The organism is Candidatus Epulonipiscium viviparus (assembly GCF_000171335.1).
Taxonomy (GTDB): Bacteria; Bacillota; Clostridia; order Lachnospirales; family Cellulosilyticaceae; genus Epulonipiscioides; species Epulonipiscioides viviparus.
Map to the genome: position 1 here is coordinate 32,555 of NZ_ABEQ01000008.3, position 18,979 is coordinate 51,533.

Here is an 18,979-nt window from a genome sequence, read left to right on the forward strand (position 1 = left end):
TAGGGGGGATATCATGTTGAAGTGGCAAATTTTTAAACTTAATTTAATAATAATTTCTATTTGTTTATTATCATTTAATGGACCAATAACTTCTTGCTTAGTTTATATATTTATTGACTTGCTATTGACAGCATACATGATTTTCATATCTAAGAGTAATCTGAAAAGATTACTAACTGTTATAGCATATATGACACTAATAACACTTCAAGTTTGCTATTGTATTTTTATTTTAAATGGTACAGATTTTATAGTAGGAAAAATGACCATGCTAATTTCATATTTATTTTTAGGTTTTTCGTTTTATTTAAAAGAAATATTGGATTTGAACTTAGATAAAGTTTATATTTTTTCTGATATTAATGTAGAACGAAATTCAAATTTGTCCTTTTTGTCCTTTGATAAGATAGAAGAATTTAATCAAATTTTATCCAATAAAATAGAATTTTTAAAAAATTCTAAAGAAGTTTTAACCAAAGAAGTTATTGAAGAAGTTATTGAACAGGTTAAAAGAAATAGTTTTTTTTCATATATAAATGAAGGGACTCTTAATGAAAAATATTTAAAAAAATTGGAAGAAAGTATACAAGATAACCATATTTATATAGTTCTTTCTGATACTGGAAGTCCAACCAGTAAAGTTATTTCAATTAAAACGCATAAAACTTATAATCATGTATCTATTGCATTTGATAGTAAACTTAATACTTTAATAAGTTATAATGGAGGTGAATATATAAATCCACCGGGATTAAATGCAGAAATGATAGAATATTTATTAAAAAAGGAAGATTCTTCTATTTATGTATATAAATTAGAGGTTAGTAAAGAACAAAAGCAAAAAATGATTGATAAGATTCGAGAAATAAATTTAAGTGGAAGTGCTTATAATTTATTAGGATTATTCTCTAAACAATCATATAAGCCAAAATCAAATATTATGTATTGTTCACAGTTTGTATACTTGTTGTTACAGTATGCAGATGCTGAATATTTTGAAAATAAAAGTGAAAGTATTAAACCTACTGATTTAGTGGAACTAGATTATGATAGGAAACTGATTCTGGTCAAAAAAATAACATTATTTGGTTAATTATAGACTTTAAGGCAAGTACAACTATCATCTGCCTTAAAGTTGTGTACAAAATTAAAATAAATTTTTATATATCATTTAATTTGGCAAAACTTGCTATCAGCGCTGGATATAGGTGTGTATAAATTTCATAATATTTTATATAATCTAAATGATTATTAGTAATAGGAGAAATCTTTTCTTTAATTTTCACCATAGTATCACAAGCAATTTCTATATTTTCATACATGTTACAAGCAACTGCGGCAAGAATTGCAACACCCAACGCTGGTCCCTCCTCGTTTTTAACTGTGGTAACATCTATATTATACATATCAGCCATCATTGTGCGCCAAATTGGACTTTTTGCACCCCCACCACAAGCATACATAAGATTAGTTTTAACTCCTAGTTCCCTCATTACATTTAGACATTGCCATTGAGAAAACATAACACCTTCCATAAGCGCTCGTAACATATGATATTTAGTGTGAATGGTATTTAATCCAAAAAATACACCTCTAGCCTTTTCGTCAAGAATAGGTGAACGTTCTCCCATCAAGTAAGGTAAAAATATCAATTTATCAGAACCGATAGGAATGTTAGCAACCCCTTCATTAATTAGTTCATAACTATCTTTTTCAAGATTCTTAGCAACATTGATTTCATCACTACATAAATTGTCTCTAAACCATTTTAATGACATTCCAGCAGATAATGTACAGCTCATTAGAGTATATTTATTAGGAACTGCAGAACAGAAAGTATGAATTCTACCTTTTTTGTCAATCAAAGGTTTGTCTGAATGAACAAAAATTACACCACTAGTTCCTATTGTAGTAAAAGCTTTGCCTGTAGATACAACGCCCGTTCCTATTGCAGCGGCGGCATTATCTGCTGCTCCATAACATACAATGGTGTTTGTACTAAGTCCAGTTTGCTTTGCAATTTCTTTTGTAATATTACCCGCAATATCTACAGAATCTTTCACTTCTGGTAATAAATTTATATCAATATCTAAATTATCTAAAATTTCTTTGGACCACTGCTTAGTATTAATATCAAATAAATTAGTCCCAGAAGCATCAGAAACTTCAGCTCCATAATTTCCAGTAAGTTTAAACCGAATATAATCTTTTGGAAGCATCATTTTATGACACTTAGCATAGTTGTCAGGTTCATGTTTTTGAACCCATACAACCTTGCCAGCAGTGAAACCTGTAAGAGCTGGATTAGCAGAGATTTCAATTAATCGTTCTTTTCCGATTTTTGTAGTTATTTCTGCACATTCTTTGCCAGTTCTACCATCACACCATAGAATGGCATTTCTAATAACAGTACCATTTTTATCAACCATTACAAGTCCATGCATTTGACCAGAAATTCCCAATCCTTTGATATCAGTTGCTGCAACACCAGATTTTGTTATAACATCTCTAATAGTAGTAATAGTTGCACTTAACCAATCATCAGGATTCTGTTCTGCCCAGCCATTTTTAGGTGTAAATAATTCATATTCTACAGTGCTAGATGCAATTTTAATACCCGCCTTATCAAATAAAACTGTTTTAGTTCCGCTTGTTCCAAGATCAACGCCTAAAATATATTCCATATCTCGCTCCTATGCATTATATTTAATTTTTGTAACAGTCATTTTACTTTCTAAACTGCCTTCAACAAACATTCCAAGATATACTCCAGTGTAGGTAATCTTAGCTACTTCAGTTGAAACATGTCTTGTGAGTCCTGTTGCCACAATGTTATTAGCAGCGGTTTGTTCAGTATCTCCAAATCCAAAATAATATTTAAATTCATCTGCTTTTATATATAAAACTATATTTGTTTCAGTTGTATTTGTTTCAAAGGAAACTTCTTTAATATCATCAAATACTTTTTTTAGCCAAATAGACTTCTTACTTATGCATAAATCAAAGTGTCGTGTGCTATTATAAAATACTGTAACACCACAAAAATCATCAAGCTGCATTTCGGCTTTTATGTGAAAAAATATTTCTACATTAAATTCAGTTTGTCTAAATCCGATAAATGCTGGAGTACTAATTTCGTTTATTGAAATATTATTACCATATAATATTAAACCGTTGTTGATTTCATACTTTACAGATGAAGGTTTACGCAAAAAATTATATTTAAAGTCTAATTGAGAAGTTGAAAAAGTATCTATGAAGCTTTTGTTTACAATAGTTGGTATTGCTGGAAATTGAGATATATCAATTTCGGTAGTAATAGGTTTGTTATCATTAATTATAGGAAATTCATTTTTTTTCCATGTAACAGGTGCAACAAATGTTTCTCGTCCAAGATGATGAAAATAGCTTTCCGTTAATCTAAAGGCTAAAAATACTGCAAAAAACTTTCCATCAGCAGCTTCAACTATATCCATATGACCAGTACCTTGAATATTGCTTTCTACATTTCTATGAGTTAAGATTGGATTTGCAGGATTGGATTCGTAAGGACCGTATATATTATCTGCATAAGCAATGGTTTCCATATGCCCCATTGATGTTCCGCCTTCAGCAACAAGCAGGTAATATTTGTTGCCATGTTTATAAATATGAGCTCCTTCTGGATATATTCCGCCAGTACCTGTCCATAAAAAATGTTTTTCTTCAAGACATTGTCCTGTTTTGATATCAATTTTAGCCATCTGAATTCCGCGATTACCATTTTTGTCTATTCCGGTTGTATTACAATAAACATCTTCACCTTCAAAATATAAGCTAGGATCAATGCCTTTAAAATCTACTCGAATAGGTTCACTCCAAGGTCCTGCAGGATTTGTCGCAGTTACAAAAAAGTTACCAATTCCAGAAACATCAGTTGTTATCATATAAAATATTTCATTGTGATATCGAATGGTAGGAGCAAAAATTCCACCACTAATTTTAGAATTAGTAAGTTTTACATAATTTTCATTTGATATGCAGTGACCAATTTGTTCCCAATTRATTAAGTTTTTACTTTTAAATATTGGGACACTAGGAAAATATTCAAAGGTACTAGTTACCATATAAAATGTGTCGTTTGCTCTGCATATAGATGGATCTGGATAAAATCCAGATAATATTGGGTTCATAGAAAACTCCTCCAAAAGAATTGATATTCAAGGTGCAAGAAGACTTGAACCTTGATAGTATTTATTAAACCGTAAACATTACATTATTGAACACTGCTTCAAGATATTCTTGTTTACCAGGATGAGGTTCAACAGGAGGCAATTCAAGTGCATATTTTTCAAGTTCTTCAAGATTTGTTCTACCAGCAATAATGTCGGCCCCAATTCCAGTTTTATAACTTGCGTATCTTCTGGATACAAATTCATCAATTCTACCATCTTCTATAATCTTATTGGCAATTTTTAGACCGAGTGCAAATGTGTCCATACCTGAAATATAAGCTAAAATGATATCTTCCATAGTATATGATGCTCGCCTAACTTTTGCATCAAAGTTTAATCCACCATTTGTAAATCCGCCTGCTTTAATAACTTCTAACATACAAAGTGTTGTGTCATAAACGTTTGTAGGGAATTGATCAGTATCCCAGCCAAGCAGAAGATCGCCTTGATTGGCATCAATGGAACCAAATACATTATTTACTCTAGCAACATTAAGCTCATGTTGGAATGTATGCCCTGCAAGAGTTGCATGGTTTGCTTCAATATTCATTTTAAAATCTTTATCTAAACCATATTTTCTTAAAAATCCAACAACGGTTGCAACATCGAAATCATATTGATGCTTTGTAGGTTCTTTTGGTTTTGGTTCAATATAGAAATCTCCTGTAAATCCTTTGGAACGAGCATAATCAACGGCCATGTGCATTAGCTTTGCCATATTGTCAAGTTCAATTTCCATATTAGTATTTARTAAAGTTTCATATCCCTCACGACCACCCCAAAATACATATCCTGTTCCACCGAGTTTGATCGTTGCATCTATAGCATTTTTTATTTGTGCTGCAGCACATGCAAAAATATCAGCTTGTGGTGAAGTCCCTGCACCATTCATATAACGAGGATGACTAAAACAATTAGCAGTACCCCAGAGTAACTTGATACCGGTTTTATCCATTAATCCTTTGATATAGTCTGTTATTTCTATTAAATTATTTTTCAATTCTTTCAGACTGTTTCCAGTAGGTGCAATATCCAAGTCGTGAAAGCAAAAATATTCTATGCCAAGAATTTGCATAAGAGCAAAGGCAACATCGGCCTTTGTTTTTGCTTTTTCCATCGGGGTTTGACCGCTATAATCTCTATCAATTGTACTGGATCCAAAAGGATCTGTACCATCTCCGCACAAAGTGTGCCAGTAACTCATTGCAAATTTAAGATAATCTTTCATTTTTTTGCCTTGAATCATTTCGTCAGGATTATAATATTTGAAGCTTAGAGCTTTTTTACTATCTCGTCCTTCAAATTTGACTGGTGGTATATTGGTAAGTCCATTAACCATTTTATTGCCTCCATTAATTATAAAATTTACCATAAAGGTATTTTTATTTTAATACAAGTACTGAAAATATACAACTATTTTTAGGAAAAACTACTAATTATTTTTTATATATGCCATAGTTACTGTAAATGAGGATGAATAAATTAAGGCTGCGTTATATTAATCTACTTTAAAAAATTGCATCATACTGGTTAAATGCTCAGCTTGTGCAGCTAATTCTTCACTTACAGCGGCACTTTCTTCAGCTGTACTAGAGCTTGATTGAATTAGATGAGCAATTTGTTTGGTTCCTGCTAAAAGTTCTTCTATGCTAGTTTGTTGTTGAGCAGCAGCTTCTAATAGAATAACTGCAAGAGCACTGGTTTGTGCAATAGTTTCTACAATATCATGTAGACTCTCAGAAGTTTGATTAGCCATTTTTTGTCCTTTAGAAACATCGCTTATACTCACTTTAATTATATCATCAATTTCTTTTACGGTTTCACTACTACGATTTGCTAATTCTCTAATTTCGCTTGCAACAACAGCAAACCCTTTTCCAGCTTCTCCTGCGCGCGCTGCTTCTATTGCTGCATTTAATGCAAGAAGATTGGTTTGTCCAGCAATACTTTCAACAGTTTTTAGTACAGTAGAAATTGTGTGACTAGATTGATTAATAGTATTCATAGAAATTAACATGTTTTCCATAATTTGAGTGCCTTTATCAGCTTTAGATTTTGCTTCTTGAGAAATTTTAGCGGTTTCTTGTACGTTGACTACAGAATCTTTAATTAAGGTTGCGATATTTTCGGTAGAAGTACTAAAATGTTGAATAATTTTACTTTGTTCGACCGTTCCGTCAGCAAGTTCTGTTGCACCAGTGGCAATTTCCTCAGCGCCATTACTAACCTCTAGAGCAGCAGAAGATATATTCGATAAGGTATTGCTTAGCACATCACCTATTTCGAGTAATGAAGATTTAATTGGAGCAAATGCACCAATATAATTTGCTTTAGTTTTCTTTGTAACCGTAAAATCTCCTTTTGCCATTTCGGAAAGTATAAATTGAATGTCTTGAATCATTGTTTGTAATATATTACTCATTTTAATAAATGCAGTTCCAAGTTGACCGACTTCATCGTTAGTGTGTACATTTAGTTTGAGGTCTAAATTACCATTAGACATTTGATCTGCTGCTGCTAGAAGTGGAGTTAAAGGCTTAAGTGATCGAGTTAATAAATATATAATGAACATTATTAAAATTACCAATGATATAAATGAAATTACAATAATTGTGATAGTAAGATTGGTTGAAGAACTGAGCATTTCATCTCGATCAATTTCGACATGAGCCCACCAAATATTATCTCCAGCACGAACAGGATATAAATATCTTTGTTGAGATGCGTTGTCTTCATACCCCATATCGTTAAGAGAGTCTGTAACAAGAGAAAAAGGACGATTTTGTGCAGCTAAATTTGTCCATTCTATTACATCTTCCTCTGATACGTAATCACGTACATTTAATCCTATGCTATCATTTGTCATTGAATCATAAATTATAGTCCAGTTATTATCACAGACAGCAGAAAATAATGTTTGATAAGTTGTACTATTAATTTTAGTTTTTGAAAAAGCCTGAATATCAATATCAACAGCTAAAGCACCTTTAAATTGATTTTGATACATAATAGGAAGTGATACCGTAATAACTAATTGATTTTTTATTAATTTAGGATTAGTAATATATGTTTTCCCTGTATTTTTAGACATAATATAAAAATCCTTATTTGCATAATCTGAGTATTCATCTATTATAATTGCAGTATTATTGTGTGCCTGCTCACCGTAAACTTCAAATGCATATATTTCCTGAGTTGAATCAAATGCATATGGTTCAAAGTAAAGCCCAAATCCGCTCAAATTTTCATTATATTCAATAGCACTCCAAGCGGTGTGTAAAAAATAATTTTCAGCAGTGTAATTTTCAGCAGAAATATATTCGTTTAATATAGAACTCCAATTATTATTAGGACTTGATTTTCCTTCAATCATAAGAGGTTCGTTATAGTCTTCATATGTACGAATAATATAATGTTGTAAATCGTTTAATAAATTAAATGCAGAATCTAGAATGTTTTGTACTTTAGTAGCATTAAGTTCAGCTGTAGTATTAAATCTGGATGAAATTTCTCTCGAACTTGAATTTGAAACTTGAACAGAGACTACTATAATTAGAACAATTAACACAATAGTTTGTACTAATCCAATTAGCTTTGCTAATGTAAAGGCTAGTTTCTTGTTTTTCTTCATTGTATTCCTCCTTATTAATATTTTTTTAATACATATATATATTATACTAATTTTGGAAAAAATACAATGGAAAAGTATTATTTTTTTTGCTATGTTGAATTGTTGTGCATTATATTAAAAGTAAATTCAATAAATTTAATTCTCTTGAACAGAAAATATATCTGTCATTATATATTTTGTTGCGAATAGCTTGTAAGTTGTTGCTTTTAAAAAGTATATAAGGGACATTCTCGTAATTACTGGATATAGGTAATACACCAGTTATATTATAATGAGATCTTAAATAAGAATACAATAATTGTTTAAATGTATTTCTGTTATTTGTTAGTGTATTTTCGGTAAAAGCTTCAAATTCTGAAAAAGTAAAAATACCTATGATAGGCATAGCTATAAACATTGAATCATTACAAGTAATATCTTGAAGTTTTTTAGATATATTACTTGTATACACATGGATTAATGTATCTAATGCTGTGTTTAAGTCTTTTTTTATAGTATTTGGTATATTGTCATTATATTGAATCTGTTCTAGAAGTTGTTCACGTAAATTATTGTCTATAAATTGTTTTCGAATAATTTCATTGTTAAAATGCAAAAAACTCTCTATGCTACATTTAAGTGGAAAAATCATTAAATCTCCTAAAATAATAGGTTCTATCAAAGGGTTAAAATCTAATAATTTGTCCATACCATTATCCCATACAGTATGAAAATTATTTTGAATTTTCTTTAATGAAGTATTATTAAAAATTTCTCCTTGAGTATGGATACTAATAGAAGAAAAAGTTTCTGTTAATTGATAAATTATATTTTCAAGATTCTTATTGGTTAGATCTCTGCGATAAGCTCGTTTTAATTGTATAATTAAAGAACTTAATGTTTCAATTAGACTGGTTGAAGATGAGTCTATTGCTTTTTCACCGGTTGGTATTAATGAAATATTTTGATTTTTAAATTTAGTACTGCCATAAATTCGTGTTAAAATAGCGATTTTGATTATTATTAGCATGGTAAATAATCCTATCAAAGATTTTTGAATCCTRGTACTATCCAAAGAATCATTGAAAAAAATCGTATCGTTGATAAAAAATTTTAAATATTTTGTTGTAAAATCAAGRTTACCACCTCTGCCTCTATATATTAATTGTAAAATTTCCATTAAATTGTGTTCAATATTAAAATTAGGTACATCTATTAGTATTCGAGTGGTATTTGGAAAAGAGATACCTCTACTAGCTGAAGATGTCATTAATACAAATTTAACTTGATCTTTATATTTGAGTACATTGGCTTTTTCTGCATCAGATAAAATAGAATTAATAATAATATAGTCTGTATTTTTAATCATTTGTGTACCAAATTTTTTTAAATACTTAATATTCATTATCTCTGAAATTTGTGCTAATCTATTTAAATTTTGTATATATATAATAACTTGTTTGGCTCTTTTAGAAGCGATAATATCGATTGCTTCATTACTTATCCTATCATTGAGATTATTATTATTTATATTGGTAGATATAGTAGATACATCTGGGACAAAACAAGTCTGGAGTAAYAAATCGTATTCTATAGATAACTTATTAGCAGGATAAGAATTAGTGTTAATACAGATAGAATTATATTTATTTCTAAATTGAAAGTTAAATATTTCTAATTCTTTGTTTGATTGTTTATTTTTGTTGAAATATATTTTACTATTATCACCAAGACTATTTCTAAAGTGTTGTTCAATGACTTTTATGTTGGTAATAGAAGCATCTGCTACAAGTATTTTGAAATTTACTTTATGTTTTTCATTGTGCGGTATAGCGTCATAAATTTGTCGATAAACTAATTTAATTAAATTATCCAAGAACGCTATTCCGGCACCATCACCTGTTATTTCATCTACCATTATAATTACATTTTGAAATTTTMTAGCAAAGTTATCAAAATTTTTTACTTGACGTGTATTTTCGTTATAAAATGTATCGAATATAGTTTTGATATGCGTTGCCGTTGATTTKCCGCCTGAACATTTTCGTAGGGATTGAATACAAGCTGTTGATATAATTTTATTGCTTAAGTTATTGGAAATTACACAATTAATAGCTTTTGTCAGTTTGGATAACACACCTAAATTATGTTCTGCAGCTTTAGAAAAAATTGTATCATTATGCTCCTTGAATTTCGTCGTCGAATATAAAAATTTTTTCTTATTATCAATAGSTAAAAAAGTAATATCACTTTTAACAGATATATATTTTTCAGGATTAGATGCTAAAAAATTTACTCCATTAATATTTTTTTCTTCTTGACTATTTGCTGTTAAATATACAGCATCGTCAGTGTATAATTTATTATTATTTAAAAACTTTTCTAATATATCATTATTTACTTGAGTTCTAGGACTTAAGTATAAAAATAAAAATCCCTCTTCTTTTTTGAGATATTCTACAATTGCAGTAGTTTTTCCAATTCCTGGATTTCCAGTTAAAAATAATAGTTGAACATCTTTATTTGCAATATACTTTGAAATTTGTTTTGCATGAATGTTTCTCAGGGTATCTGTGTCTTCTTCAAATGTATACTTTGCAGCTGTATTTTGAAAATCATCAAATGTTTCTGTGAACGATACCGGTTTAAAATTAACAAGTTTATTTAATGTATTTTCGTCCAACTTGAAAAATTGTTTGAAATTAGATCTAACTCTACTAAATAAGTCTTTATTTTTATCTTCAAATGTAGTTGTTTTATGTTGTTTATCTGAATAATAATAATGTTTAAAACAAGTTTCTAAAATATCTATTTGACTATCTGTTAAATTACAACTACAAACTTCTGAATCTGTATATCCAACGATACATATATTTGTGAGATGTTGTATAGTAGTTTTAGTAAATAATAATTTGATAAAATTATAGGCATAACTACCGGCTTGAATCATTTTTAATAAAGGTTTCTCTTTTGATGCTAATCCAATCATATAATTATTGAGTAATTCAGAAATATTCATATCAGAAATATCTACACCATCTATTGCTAGATTACTAAATTGACTTTTGCTGACTTGTGAATAAATAGAATGCTGAAAAATTTTTTTTATATTTTCTAAGTTTGAATAATCTTGGATATGGCTGATACTAATGGCATTATCTACTACGCATAAATAGTATTTTTGACTGACAGAAATTAAAATTATAGTATCGGCACGTAAAACTTGTCCTTTAAAAAATAATGATTCTCGTTCTGTAACATTTAACTTTATTTGAAGTTGAGTTTCTAGAGAATTAATAAAATACTCTTTTTGGTCTTGTTGATTGAATTGACCAAATACATTTTTAAAATTAGCTTGAAAATATTCCAATTTGTATTCTCGATCATGAACCTTGGTTTTTAACCATTCTTTAAAGAAATTTTTTCCAGAAAGTATTCCTTTAAATAACAGATAGTCTATATTTTGCTTTATTAGATTTTGCTCGTTAACATCAGTGATGTCTTTTGTATAAGTTGAATATACTGCAGATCGTATATAAGATTCATCCTTAAGATGAATTTTAACTTCGTTTTTCATTTTTTCTTCTAGGCATGATGCGATTCCCATGTTAAATCCTAATTCAAATACAAATCCTAAATAATTTTTATTCACGGTTTTATTCCATTTCTGTTTTTTTTTGTAGTATGACCATGAAAAAATTTTTTTAAACATAATTGCATATAATTAAAAAAAAATGTCTACACTTATAAATAAGAAAATGAAAAGAGTTGCGACGATGAATACAGGATTATACGTTCACATACCATTTTGTCAATCAAAATGTTATTATTGTGATTTTTTATCAATTGCAGATAATTCGTTAGAAGATGTATATGTCAGTGCTTTAGTTGAAGAATTAAAAAGATATAGTAGGAAAGTTAAACGAAAAATCAATACTATTTTTATAGGTGGTGGAACTCCTACTGCTTTATCGGTAAATTTATTGAGTAAAATTTGTGAAGTAATTGAAGACAATTTTATTTTAGATAAAGATATAGAATGGACAATAGAAGTAAATCCGGGAACTTTAACTAAATCACATTTGCAAATAATTAAAAATACGAGTATAAATAGAGTCAGTTTAGGATTACAGAGTTCGTGCAATAATTTGTTAAAAAAAATAGGCAGAATTCACACTTTTGAAGATTGGGAAAATACCATTAATGATTTATTAGGCATAGGGATTACAAATATAAATACAGATTTAATGTTTGCGTTGCCGTCTCAAACTTTGCATGATTGGAAATGCACTCTTGCAAGGGTCAGTCAGTATCCTATTACACATATTTCAGCATATGCGCTGATTTTAGAAAAAAATACAAAGCTCTATAATGATTACAAGAATGGATTATTTTTAATTACATCTGAAGATGTAGATAGACAAATGTATGCTACTGCAAAAGAAATATTAAGTTCATATGGATTTTTTCAATATGAAATATCGAATTGGGCTAAAAATGGGTATAAATGTAAACACAATATTCTCTATTGGACATTAGATGAATATATTGGTGTAGGGTTGGGTGCTAGTGGATATTTAAATAATATAAGATATACAAACACAGATGATTTGAAAAAATATATACAAGGAATAGATCACGGCACAGATATTATAAAAGAAGAAGATGTTATAACAAACAAAATGAGTATGGAAGAATTTATGTTTTTGGGACTAAGAATGATTAGAGGAATATGTAAAAAAGATTTTAAAAATAGGTATGGTAAAAATATTGAAGAAATTTATGGATATGAAATAAATAMATGGAAAAATGAAAAAGCTTTAATAGAAAATGAAACAAATATTTATCTTACAAATTTTGGAATAGATATATCGAATACTGTATTTACAAGCTTTTTATAAAAAAGGGCAAAAGTTCTGCCCTTCTTGAACTTAAACATTAAATAAAGTAGACATTTGATTCATCATGTTCATAGCAGAAGTTTGCCAACGAGATTGCATTTGAAATCTATATTGATCTAATAAATTGGTTTTTAATGTTGTACTGGTTGCTGCAGTAGTGGCATTAGTATTAGCGGTGGCAGCTATATTTTCAGCATTAATATTTTCTTCAAGTGTCTCTTCCTGCATTTCGCTAATTTCTTGAGATGTTTCAGCTTGTTGTGCGTTAAGTTCTGCTTCTCTTTCACTGGTAAGTGCTTCTTGTTCTGCTTCTCTTTCTGCACGTGCTTCAATGATTCTAGCTTCTAGTTCCTCTTGAGGAGAAGGAGTGTCTTCGTATAAAGCCAAGGCATCTTCTTCTTCTTCGGTAGTATATAAACTAGTGGTATCTTCGGGTGGCTGAATAGTTAAAATATTATTTTGAGTTAATGTAAAATTCTGAGCCGTGTTAGTTGCGGTTTGAGTGGTGTTTAAAGCACTATTATCAGAAGTGTAATTCTCGTTTTGGCTTTCTACATTTGAAGTTTCAACAGTTAATCCAATATAAGCGGATACCATTCTAGATCCTACAGAGAGTCCGGCGGGAATATTAGCTGATTGCGGTAATGCTTCTGCGGTGGCCTGTTCTTGACGTCGCTCTTCGAGATTTTGTTGAATTTCTCGAATTTGTGCAGTAGCACGATCAGCATTTCTGTCATTGTTTTGTATAGAATAATTCATATCGGAATTTAGACCAAGTGCCATAATTATCCTCCTAACTTTTTTGTACCTTAGTACATAAATCTAATATATATATCGGTGAAGTAGTTAAAATAATTTAGTAAATTACTGTACGTTTACAAAAATATATTTACAAATTTACAAGTTGATTCAAATTACAGCATAATGCTCATCTGATTTATCATTTGAGTTTGCATTTGACTTTGCATTTGTAACCTATATTGATCTAATAAATTGTTTTTAAGTATTGCACTAGTGGATTCGGCATAATCTGTATCCTGCATTTGGCTAACAGCAGCCATGGTATTTTCTGCAGTAATATTATTAGATCTTACTTCTGATTCATTTGCATTGTAGTCTGCTCCTACTTCGGCTTGCATCGAACTAACAGCAGAGGACATTCCACGAATTTGGCTAAGTGCATTAGGATCTGTCACATCAACACTAAATGAACCTAAAGTATCTTCACTGAAATCAATACCTTCTTCATCGAATACGGCTTTGGTATTAAATTCTGTATTTTTAGAAATTGATCCTAATTGTTCCCCTAGTTGATCCATTTCCATCTGAATATAGGACCGATCTTCATCAGTTAAAATTCCGTTATTGGCTTGAAGTGCAAGTTCGTTCATCCGAGATAAAGTAGCTTGAGAATCACTCAAAGCACCATCAGCAACATTAGAACGACTCATTTCGGATTCAATATTATTACTTTGTGCATTTAATCCAATATATGCTGATACCATTTTAGTGGCTATTGCCATAACTGCAGGATTGTCTGCTGCTTCATTAACCTTTTTTCCGGTTGAAAGTTCTTCGTTTCTTTCTTCGCGTTCTCGTTGAAGTTCTCTTGTTCTATTGATGTTTTGATTTTGAGGATTGTTAATAGAGGATTGAAAGCCTGTAATTGAGTTTATTGCCATAAATAACCCCTCCTAAAATATATTTAAGTACAAAAATAAGCTTCAGTATACATATCGACACTGGTGTTTGAAAACTTTAAAAAAATATACTGCAATATAAAATAAACATAAAATATTGATAATAAATAATAAAGTATATGGTGTCTGAATACATTAGATGTAGCGAGTACAATGTAACGTGTGTCAATTAAATAAAAGTAATTTTAGGGTAGAGGAGAATTATGATGAATAATCAGATGTTAAGATATTTATTAATAAAAAATACCAGTACTGCAATTATGCTATCAATAATACTATTAGTTAGCTATCAGTTTATATTAGATAAAATACAACTAACAAATCTACATATACTGATGTTGATAATAGGTATATTTGTATTKATGTGGMTAAAARCAATTTGCAACACAAAATATTGGGGATACAGTTATAACCAAGAGAGGATTATGTATACTAAAGGATTTTTTAAAGTGGTTACTGTTATAATTCCGATTAGAAGGGTTCAGCAAATCACGACCATYAGCAATCCGATTTTAGATAGGATGGGGCTTGCAATTATTAGTATTGTTACAACTACTGTAGTTCACACTTTATTACCTGTAAAGACAAGAGAAGCCGGAGAGATTGCTGAATTTATTATAACATTTTTAGGCAAAGAAAGTGATGGTACAATGAATGAAATATAGAGAGAGTTTTCGAAATTTAGTATTTACAGTACTAAGTTATATCGTATCATAYTATGTATTTGCCTCATTATTTGATTTTCGTAAGATTGCTATTTATTCTAGTTTAGTTTTGTTTTTTATAAGTTGCATCTATACAATTTGYACTTGGATTAGCAAAAAATTTTATGTAGAGAATGGTTTGTTGCAAATAGAGGTCGGAGTATTTAATAAGAAGATTACTAAAATTCCTCTCATTTCCATTACAAGTATTGATATAACAAGAACTTTTAAGCAGCGTCTATTGGGTTTATATACAATAAATACATATACTAAAAATCAAAGCGAAGATATAAAATTAGTGCTTAGTAGTAAAATTATTCAACAACTACAAAAAACTTTATTAAGAAACCAGGAATCGACTAAGATAAAAGCTATTTACAGAATGAACAAAAAAGAARTTTTGCTATTTTCTTTATCTTATAGTACACTAGTGGTTAATCTCAGTGTTATATTATCACTATTGGTGCTGGGATATAATATTGGATTCGAAGTAATATTAGATACTCCTATGACCCAGGTTATAGCTTTGTTGCTATTTATTATATTAATTAAGGTGCTTAGTTGTTTATGGAACCTAGTTAAATTCTATGATTTTAGAATAGATCAACAAGAAGAAATTATAACTGTACATTCAGGACTACTAAATACTCAAAGTGGAATAATTAATAAAGAAAGAATATCAGCAGTTCATATTAGTCAAACTCCCATTTTTAGGTTATTTAATAAAGCTACAATTTCGATTAGTATAATAGGAGTAGATGAAGCAGATGAGAAAATCAATGTTATATTTCCTATTTTACCGTTTAATGAAGTTTTTGGCGTAATTTACACCTTTTTTTCAGAATTTGATTTTGTAGATGAAAAGAAAAGAATAAGTCCTACACATAAGCTAATATATAATACTACATTTTATGGTATGTCTAACACAATGCTCTATTTATCTAGAGGAATATTAGTCAAACGCATAGCAATTATTAAGTTAGGAGAAATTGATAGCATTCAAATCAAGAAAAATATTATTAACCAGTGCAAAAGAACTTTATGTCTACGAGTAAATTATGCCGGAATGAAGTTTGAGGACCTTAAAAGTATTAATGGTATTGAGAGTAACAATTTCGATAATATATTTAGAAAATTGTTTTAAAGCAAAATATACGCGAGAGAAAATTCTCGCTTTTTTTGTGCTTAAAATTAGGACTAGTTGTGAAGCTAAACATTTCGCAAAACACGCGTTTCGCGAAATGTTCTCATAAAATGAATTTTTATGTTTTTTTAATCCCTTGATACATAAGGAATATAATCACACTGCTTTAGTTAACATTATCAACACCCCACAAGAATACGATCTAATCGAAGATTATTTTACTTCAAGAATTATTGCAGGTGGAATTTTTATCGGATTTCCATATCAACTTCAAATATTACAAGAACTCGCTCAAAAATATAATATAGTATTAATTGACCAAATTACTCTTACAGAGGATACGCACAACAAAATTAAAGTAGTTAACACCGATAATATTTTAGGAGGATATATAGCAACAAAACATTTAATCTCTTATGGTCATACCAATATTTTGCATGTAGCAGGCGATGATAGACTATCTTCTATTGAACGCAAACAAGGATATATTAAAGCTATGCTAGAACACAATCTAAACACTCAGGTCATTGCAGGATTATATCGTGAAGATATTGCTTATGCAGTAACCACGTATGGGTTTACACAATTGGTATGGGATGGGGGTATACATTATTTGCATATTTCTGCTATACTATTTGTAGTTTCATTCACACTAATGAAGCATTCAACCATTAATTTAATCTAAGATCACAACATACTGTGGTCTTTTTATTTTTAACAACGAAGGGATTGATTACTGTGATTCAGTTTAGTAATAACACTTTTCATATTTATAATGATGATGTGAGTTATATAATTAAGATTTTAAAAAATAATCATCTTGGACAATTATACTTTGGAAAAAAGATTAGACATCGTGATGACTTCGATCATTTGTTAGTAGAAAAGGGCACCAGTCTTGCTCCGTGTGTCTTTAAAGGTGATCTCGATTTTTCGTTGGAGGTCCTAAAACAAGAATATCCAAGCTATGGTACAGGCGATTATCGTGATCCTGCGTATCAAGTTGTTGCCGATAACGGTAGTTCTATTACAGACCTTGTTTACAAATCTCACATCATAAAAAATGGAAAAGATGCTATTACAGGTCTACCATCCACTTATGGTAATAACGTTGAAACTTTGGAGATCACTTTACAAGATGATGTGATCGGCTTAAAAGTACTTTTACGTTATCATGTATTTTCTGATATAGCGGCAATAGTTCGCAGTACTGCGTTTATCAATATCTCTACAAAGCCTTTAAGAATAGAACGCGCAATGTCCGCTAGTCTCGATTTATATGATAGTAATTTTGAAATGATTACTTTAGATGGAGCTTGGGCTCGAGAACGTCATATCTCTACTCGTAAAATTACTTCGGGTATTCAGTCTGTTGCTAGCAGTCGAGGTGCCAGCAGYGCTATGCACAATCCTTTTATTGCACTCAAACGCCCCCAAACTACTGAAACTGCTGGAGAAGCGTATGGATTCACTTTAATTTATAGTGGCAACTTTTTAGCCCAAGTGGAAGTAGATGCGTATGATGTTACTCGTGTTTTGATGGGCATTAATCCGTTCGAATTCAATTGGACATTATTGGCTGGCGAAAAGTTTGAYACCCCAGAAGCCGTTCTGGTCTATAGCGATTCGGGTCTAAATAAAATGAGTCAAAATTTTCACAATTTGTTTAGAAATAATCTAATGCGTGGCAAGTACAAACAAAAAAGTCGTCCTATCTTAATTAATAATTGGGAGGCAACATATTTTGACTTTAACGAAGAAAGCATTTTGAAAATTGCAGCAACTGCAAAAGCTGCCGGAATCGAACTATTTGTACTCGACGATGGGTGGTTCGGAAAACGAGATAACGATTCCACTTCATTAGGAGATTGGTCGGTATATTTAGAAAAATTGCCAAACGGTATCAAAGGACTCTCCGAAAAAATTAATGCTATGGGATTAGATTTTGGATTGTGGTTCGAACCAGAGATGGTTAATGAAATTAGCGAACTTTATGCTACTCATCCAGACTATGCTATCGCAACGCCAAATAGAAAATCCTCGTATGGTAGAAATCAATATGTATTGGATTTTAGTAGAACCGAAGTGGTAGACTGTATCTTTAATAAAATGTGCGAAATTATTGATACCGCCAATATTGCATATATCAARTGGGACATGAATCGCAATATTACAGAAGCATTTAGCCACTCACTAACTGCTGCTTGCCAAAAAGAATTCTTCCATCGATATATTTTGGGGGTATATAGCTTATACGATAGACTAATTGCTAGATTTCCAGAGATATTGTTTGAATCTTGCGCATCTGGAGGTGCCCGATTTGATGCCGGAATGCTATATTATGCTCCCCAGGCCTGGGCTTCCGACAATACAGATGCTGTCGAGAGATTACACATCCAATATGGCACATCTATGCTATATCCTATTGTATCGATGGGTAGCCATGTTGCTGCAGTTCCAAATCACCAAGTAGATAGAGTCACTAGTTTAAAAATGCGTGCAGATGTCGCTTATTTTGGAACCTTTGGCTATGAACTAGATTTAAATAAAATTTCTGCCGCCGAATTAGAACAGGTTAAGGAACAGATCACCTTTTTCAAAAAATATCAGGATGTTATTCAATTAGGTGATTTTTATAGATTATCACAAGGCAATTTTTATTGCTGGTTAGTTGTTTCCGCAGATAAATCAACGGCCATTTTAGGC

The 18,979-nt window shown here is 30.4% G+C and carries 13 protein-coding genes; 6 read left to right on the forward strand and 7 right to left on the reverse strand.

The window, feature by feature from the left end; genetic code table 11:
• Positions 1-13: 13 nt before the first annotated feature.
• Entirely contained in the window at positions 14-1,093 is a 1,080-nt protein-coding gene (locus tag EPU_RS12585; RefSeq protein ID WP_010166334.1) for a hypothetical protein, read from the forward strand.
• A gap of 67 nt (positions 1,094-1,160) precedes the next feature.
• Here the strand turns inward: EPU_RS12585 and xylB are convergent, their stop codons facing one another.
• The 5 genes from xylB to EPU_RS02200 form a co-directional block, all read right to left on the reverse strand.
• Entirely contained in the window at positions 1,161-2,684 is a 1,524-nt protein-coding gene (gene xylB / locus EPU_RS02180; RefSeq protein WP_010166336.1) for a xylulokinase, read from the reverse strand.
• Between the two features lie 9 nt (positions 2,685-2,693).
• Positions 2,694-4,172, reverse strand: coding sequence for a glycoside hydrolase family 43 protein (locus tag EPU_RS11270; RefSeq protein ID WP_044149300.1), 1,479 nt, complete (start codon positions 4,170-4,172; stop codon positions 2,694-2,696).
• A gap of 64 nt (positions 4,173-4,236) precedes the next feature.
• Positions 4,237-5,553 carry a xylose isomerase gene (gene xylA / locus EPU_RS02190; protein ID WP_029487833.1) on the reverse strand — a complete coding sequence of 439 codons (1,317 nt, stop codon included), beginning with the start codon at positions 5,551-5,553 and terminating at the stop codon, positions 4,237-4,239.
• A gap of 159 nt (positions 5,554-5,712) precedes the next feature.
• Positions 5,713-7,845: a methyl-accepting chemotaxis protein gene (locus EPU_RS02195; protein ID WP_010166342.1), complete on the reverse strand. Its 2,133-nt coding sequence runs from the start codon at positions 7,843-7,845 to the stop codon at positions 5,713-5,715.
• Positions 7,846-7,954: 109 nt separating this feature from the next.
• The gene (locus tag EPU_RS02200; protein ID WP_029487834.1) at positions 7,955-11,476 is read right to left on the reverse strand and encodes a hypothetical protein; all 3,522 of its coding nucleotides are present in this window, start codon (positions 11,474-11,476) and stop codon (positions 7,955-7,957) included.
• Between the two features lie 124 nt (positions 11,477-11,600).
• Here EPU_RS02200 and hemW point away from each other — a divergent pair, with 124 nt between their 5' ends.
• Entirely contained in the window at positions 11,601-12,725 is a 1,125-nt protein-coding gene (gene hemW / locus EPU_RS02205) for a radical SAM family heme chaperone HemW (protein ID WP_010166346.1), read from the forward strand.
• 30 nt (positions 12,726-12,755) lie between these two features.
• Here the strand turns inward: hemW and EPU_RS02210 are convergent, their stop codons facing one another.
• Positions 12,756-13,508: a hypothetical protein gene (locus tag EPU_RS02210; RefSeq protein WP_010166349.1), complete on the reverse strand. Its 753-nt coding sequence runs from the start codon at positions 13,506-13,508 to the stop codon at positions 12,756-12,758.
• Between the two features lie 131 nt (positions 13,509-13,639).
• The gene (locus EPU_RS02215) at positions 13,640-14,407 is read right to left on the reverse strand and encodes a flagellin (RefSeq protein ID WP_010166351.1); all 768 of its coding nucleotides are present in this window, start codon (positions 14,405-14,407) and stop codon (positions 13,640-13,642) included.
• 380 nt (positions 14,408-14,787) lie between these two features.
• Here EPU_RS02215 and EPU_RS13850 point away from each other — a divergent pair, with 380 nt between their 5' ends.
• The 4 genes from EPU_RS13850 to EPU_RS02235 form a co-directional block, all read left to right on the forward strand.
• Positions 14,788-15,090, forward strand: coding sequence for a PH domain-containing protein (locus EPU_RS13850; protein WP_255347259.1), 303 nt, complete (start codon positions 14,788-14,790; stop codon positions 15,088-15,090).
• The gene (locus EPU_RS02225; RefSeq protein WP_029487836.1) at positions 15,080-16,273 is read left to right on the forward strand and encodes a PH domain-containing protein; all 1,194 of its coding nucleotides are present in this window, start codon (positions 15,080-15,082) and stop codon (positions 16,271-16,273) included. The genes EPU_RS13850 and EPU_RS02225 overlap by 11 nt, the downstream gene beginning before the upstream one ends.
• A 136-nt stretch (positions 16,274-16,409) precedes the next feature.
• A complete protein-coding gene (locus EPU_RS12590) occupies positions 16,410-16,958 on the forward strand; it encodes a type 1 periplasmic-binding domain-containing protein (protein WP_010166357.1) in 549 nt (182 codons plus the stop codon).
• A gap of 53 nt (positions 16,959-17,011) precedes the next feature.
• On the forward strand, positions 17,012-18,979 hold a 1,968-nt coding region (locus EPU_RS02235), incomplete at its 3' end, for an alpha-galactosidase (protein WP_052296443.1).

Excerpts from the sequence above, each read along its gene's own strand:
- EPU_RS12585 (WP_010166334.1), top strand. The coding sequence starts at position 14 with ATGTTGAAGTGGCAAATTTTTAAACTTAATTTAATAATAATTTCTATT.
- xylB (WP_010166336.1), bottom strand. The coding sequence starts at position 2,684 with ATGGAATATATTTTAGGCGTTGATCTTGGAACAAGCGGAACTAAAACA.
- EPU_RS02210 (WP_010166349.1), bottom strand. The coding sequence starts at position 13,508 with ATGGCACTTGGTCTAAATTCCGATATGAATTATTCTATACAAAACAAT.
- EPU_RS02195 (WP_010166342.1), bottom strand. The coding sequence starts at position 7,845 with ATGAAGAAAAACAAGAAACTAGCCTTTACATTAGCAAAGCTAATTGGA.
- EPU_RS02215 (WP_010166351.1), bottom strand. The coding sequence starts at position 14,407 with ATGGCAATAAACTCAATTACAGGCTTTCAATCCTCTATTAACAATCCT.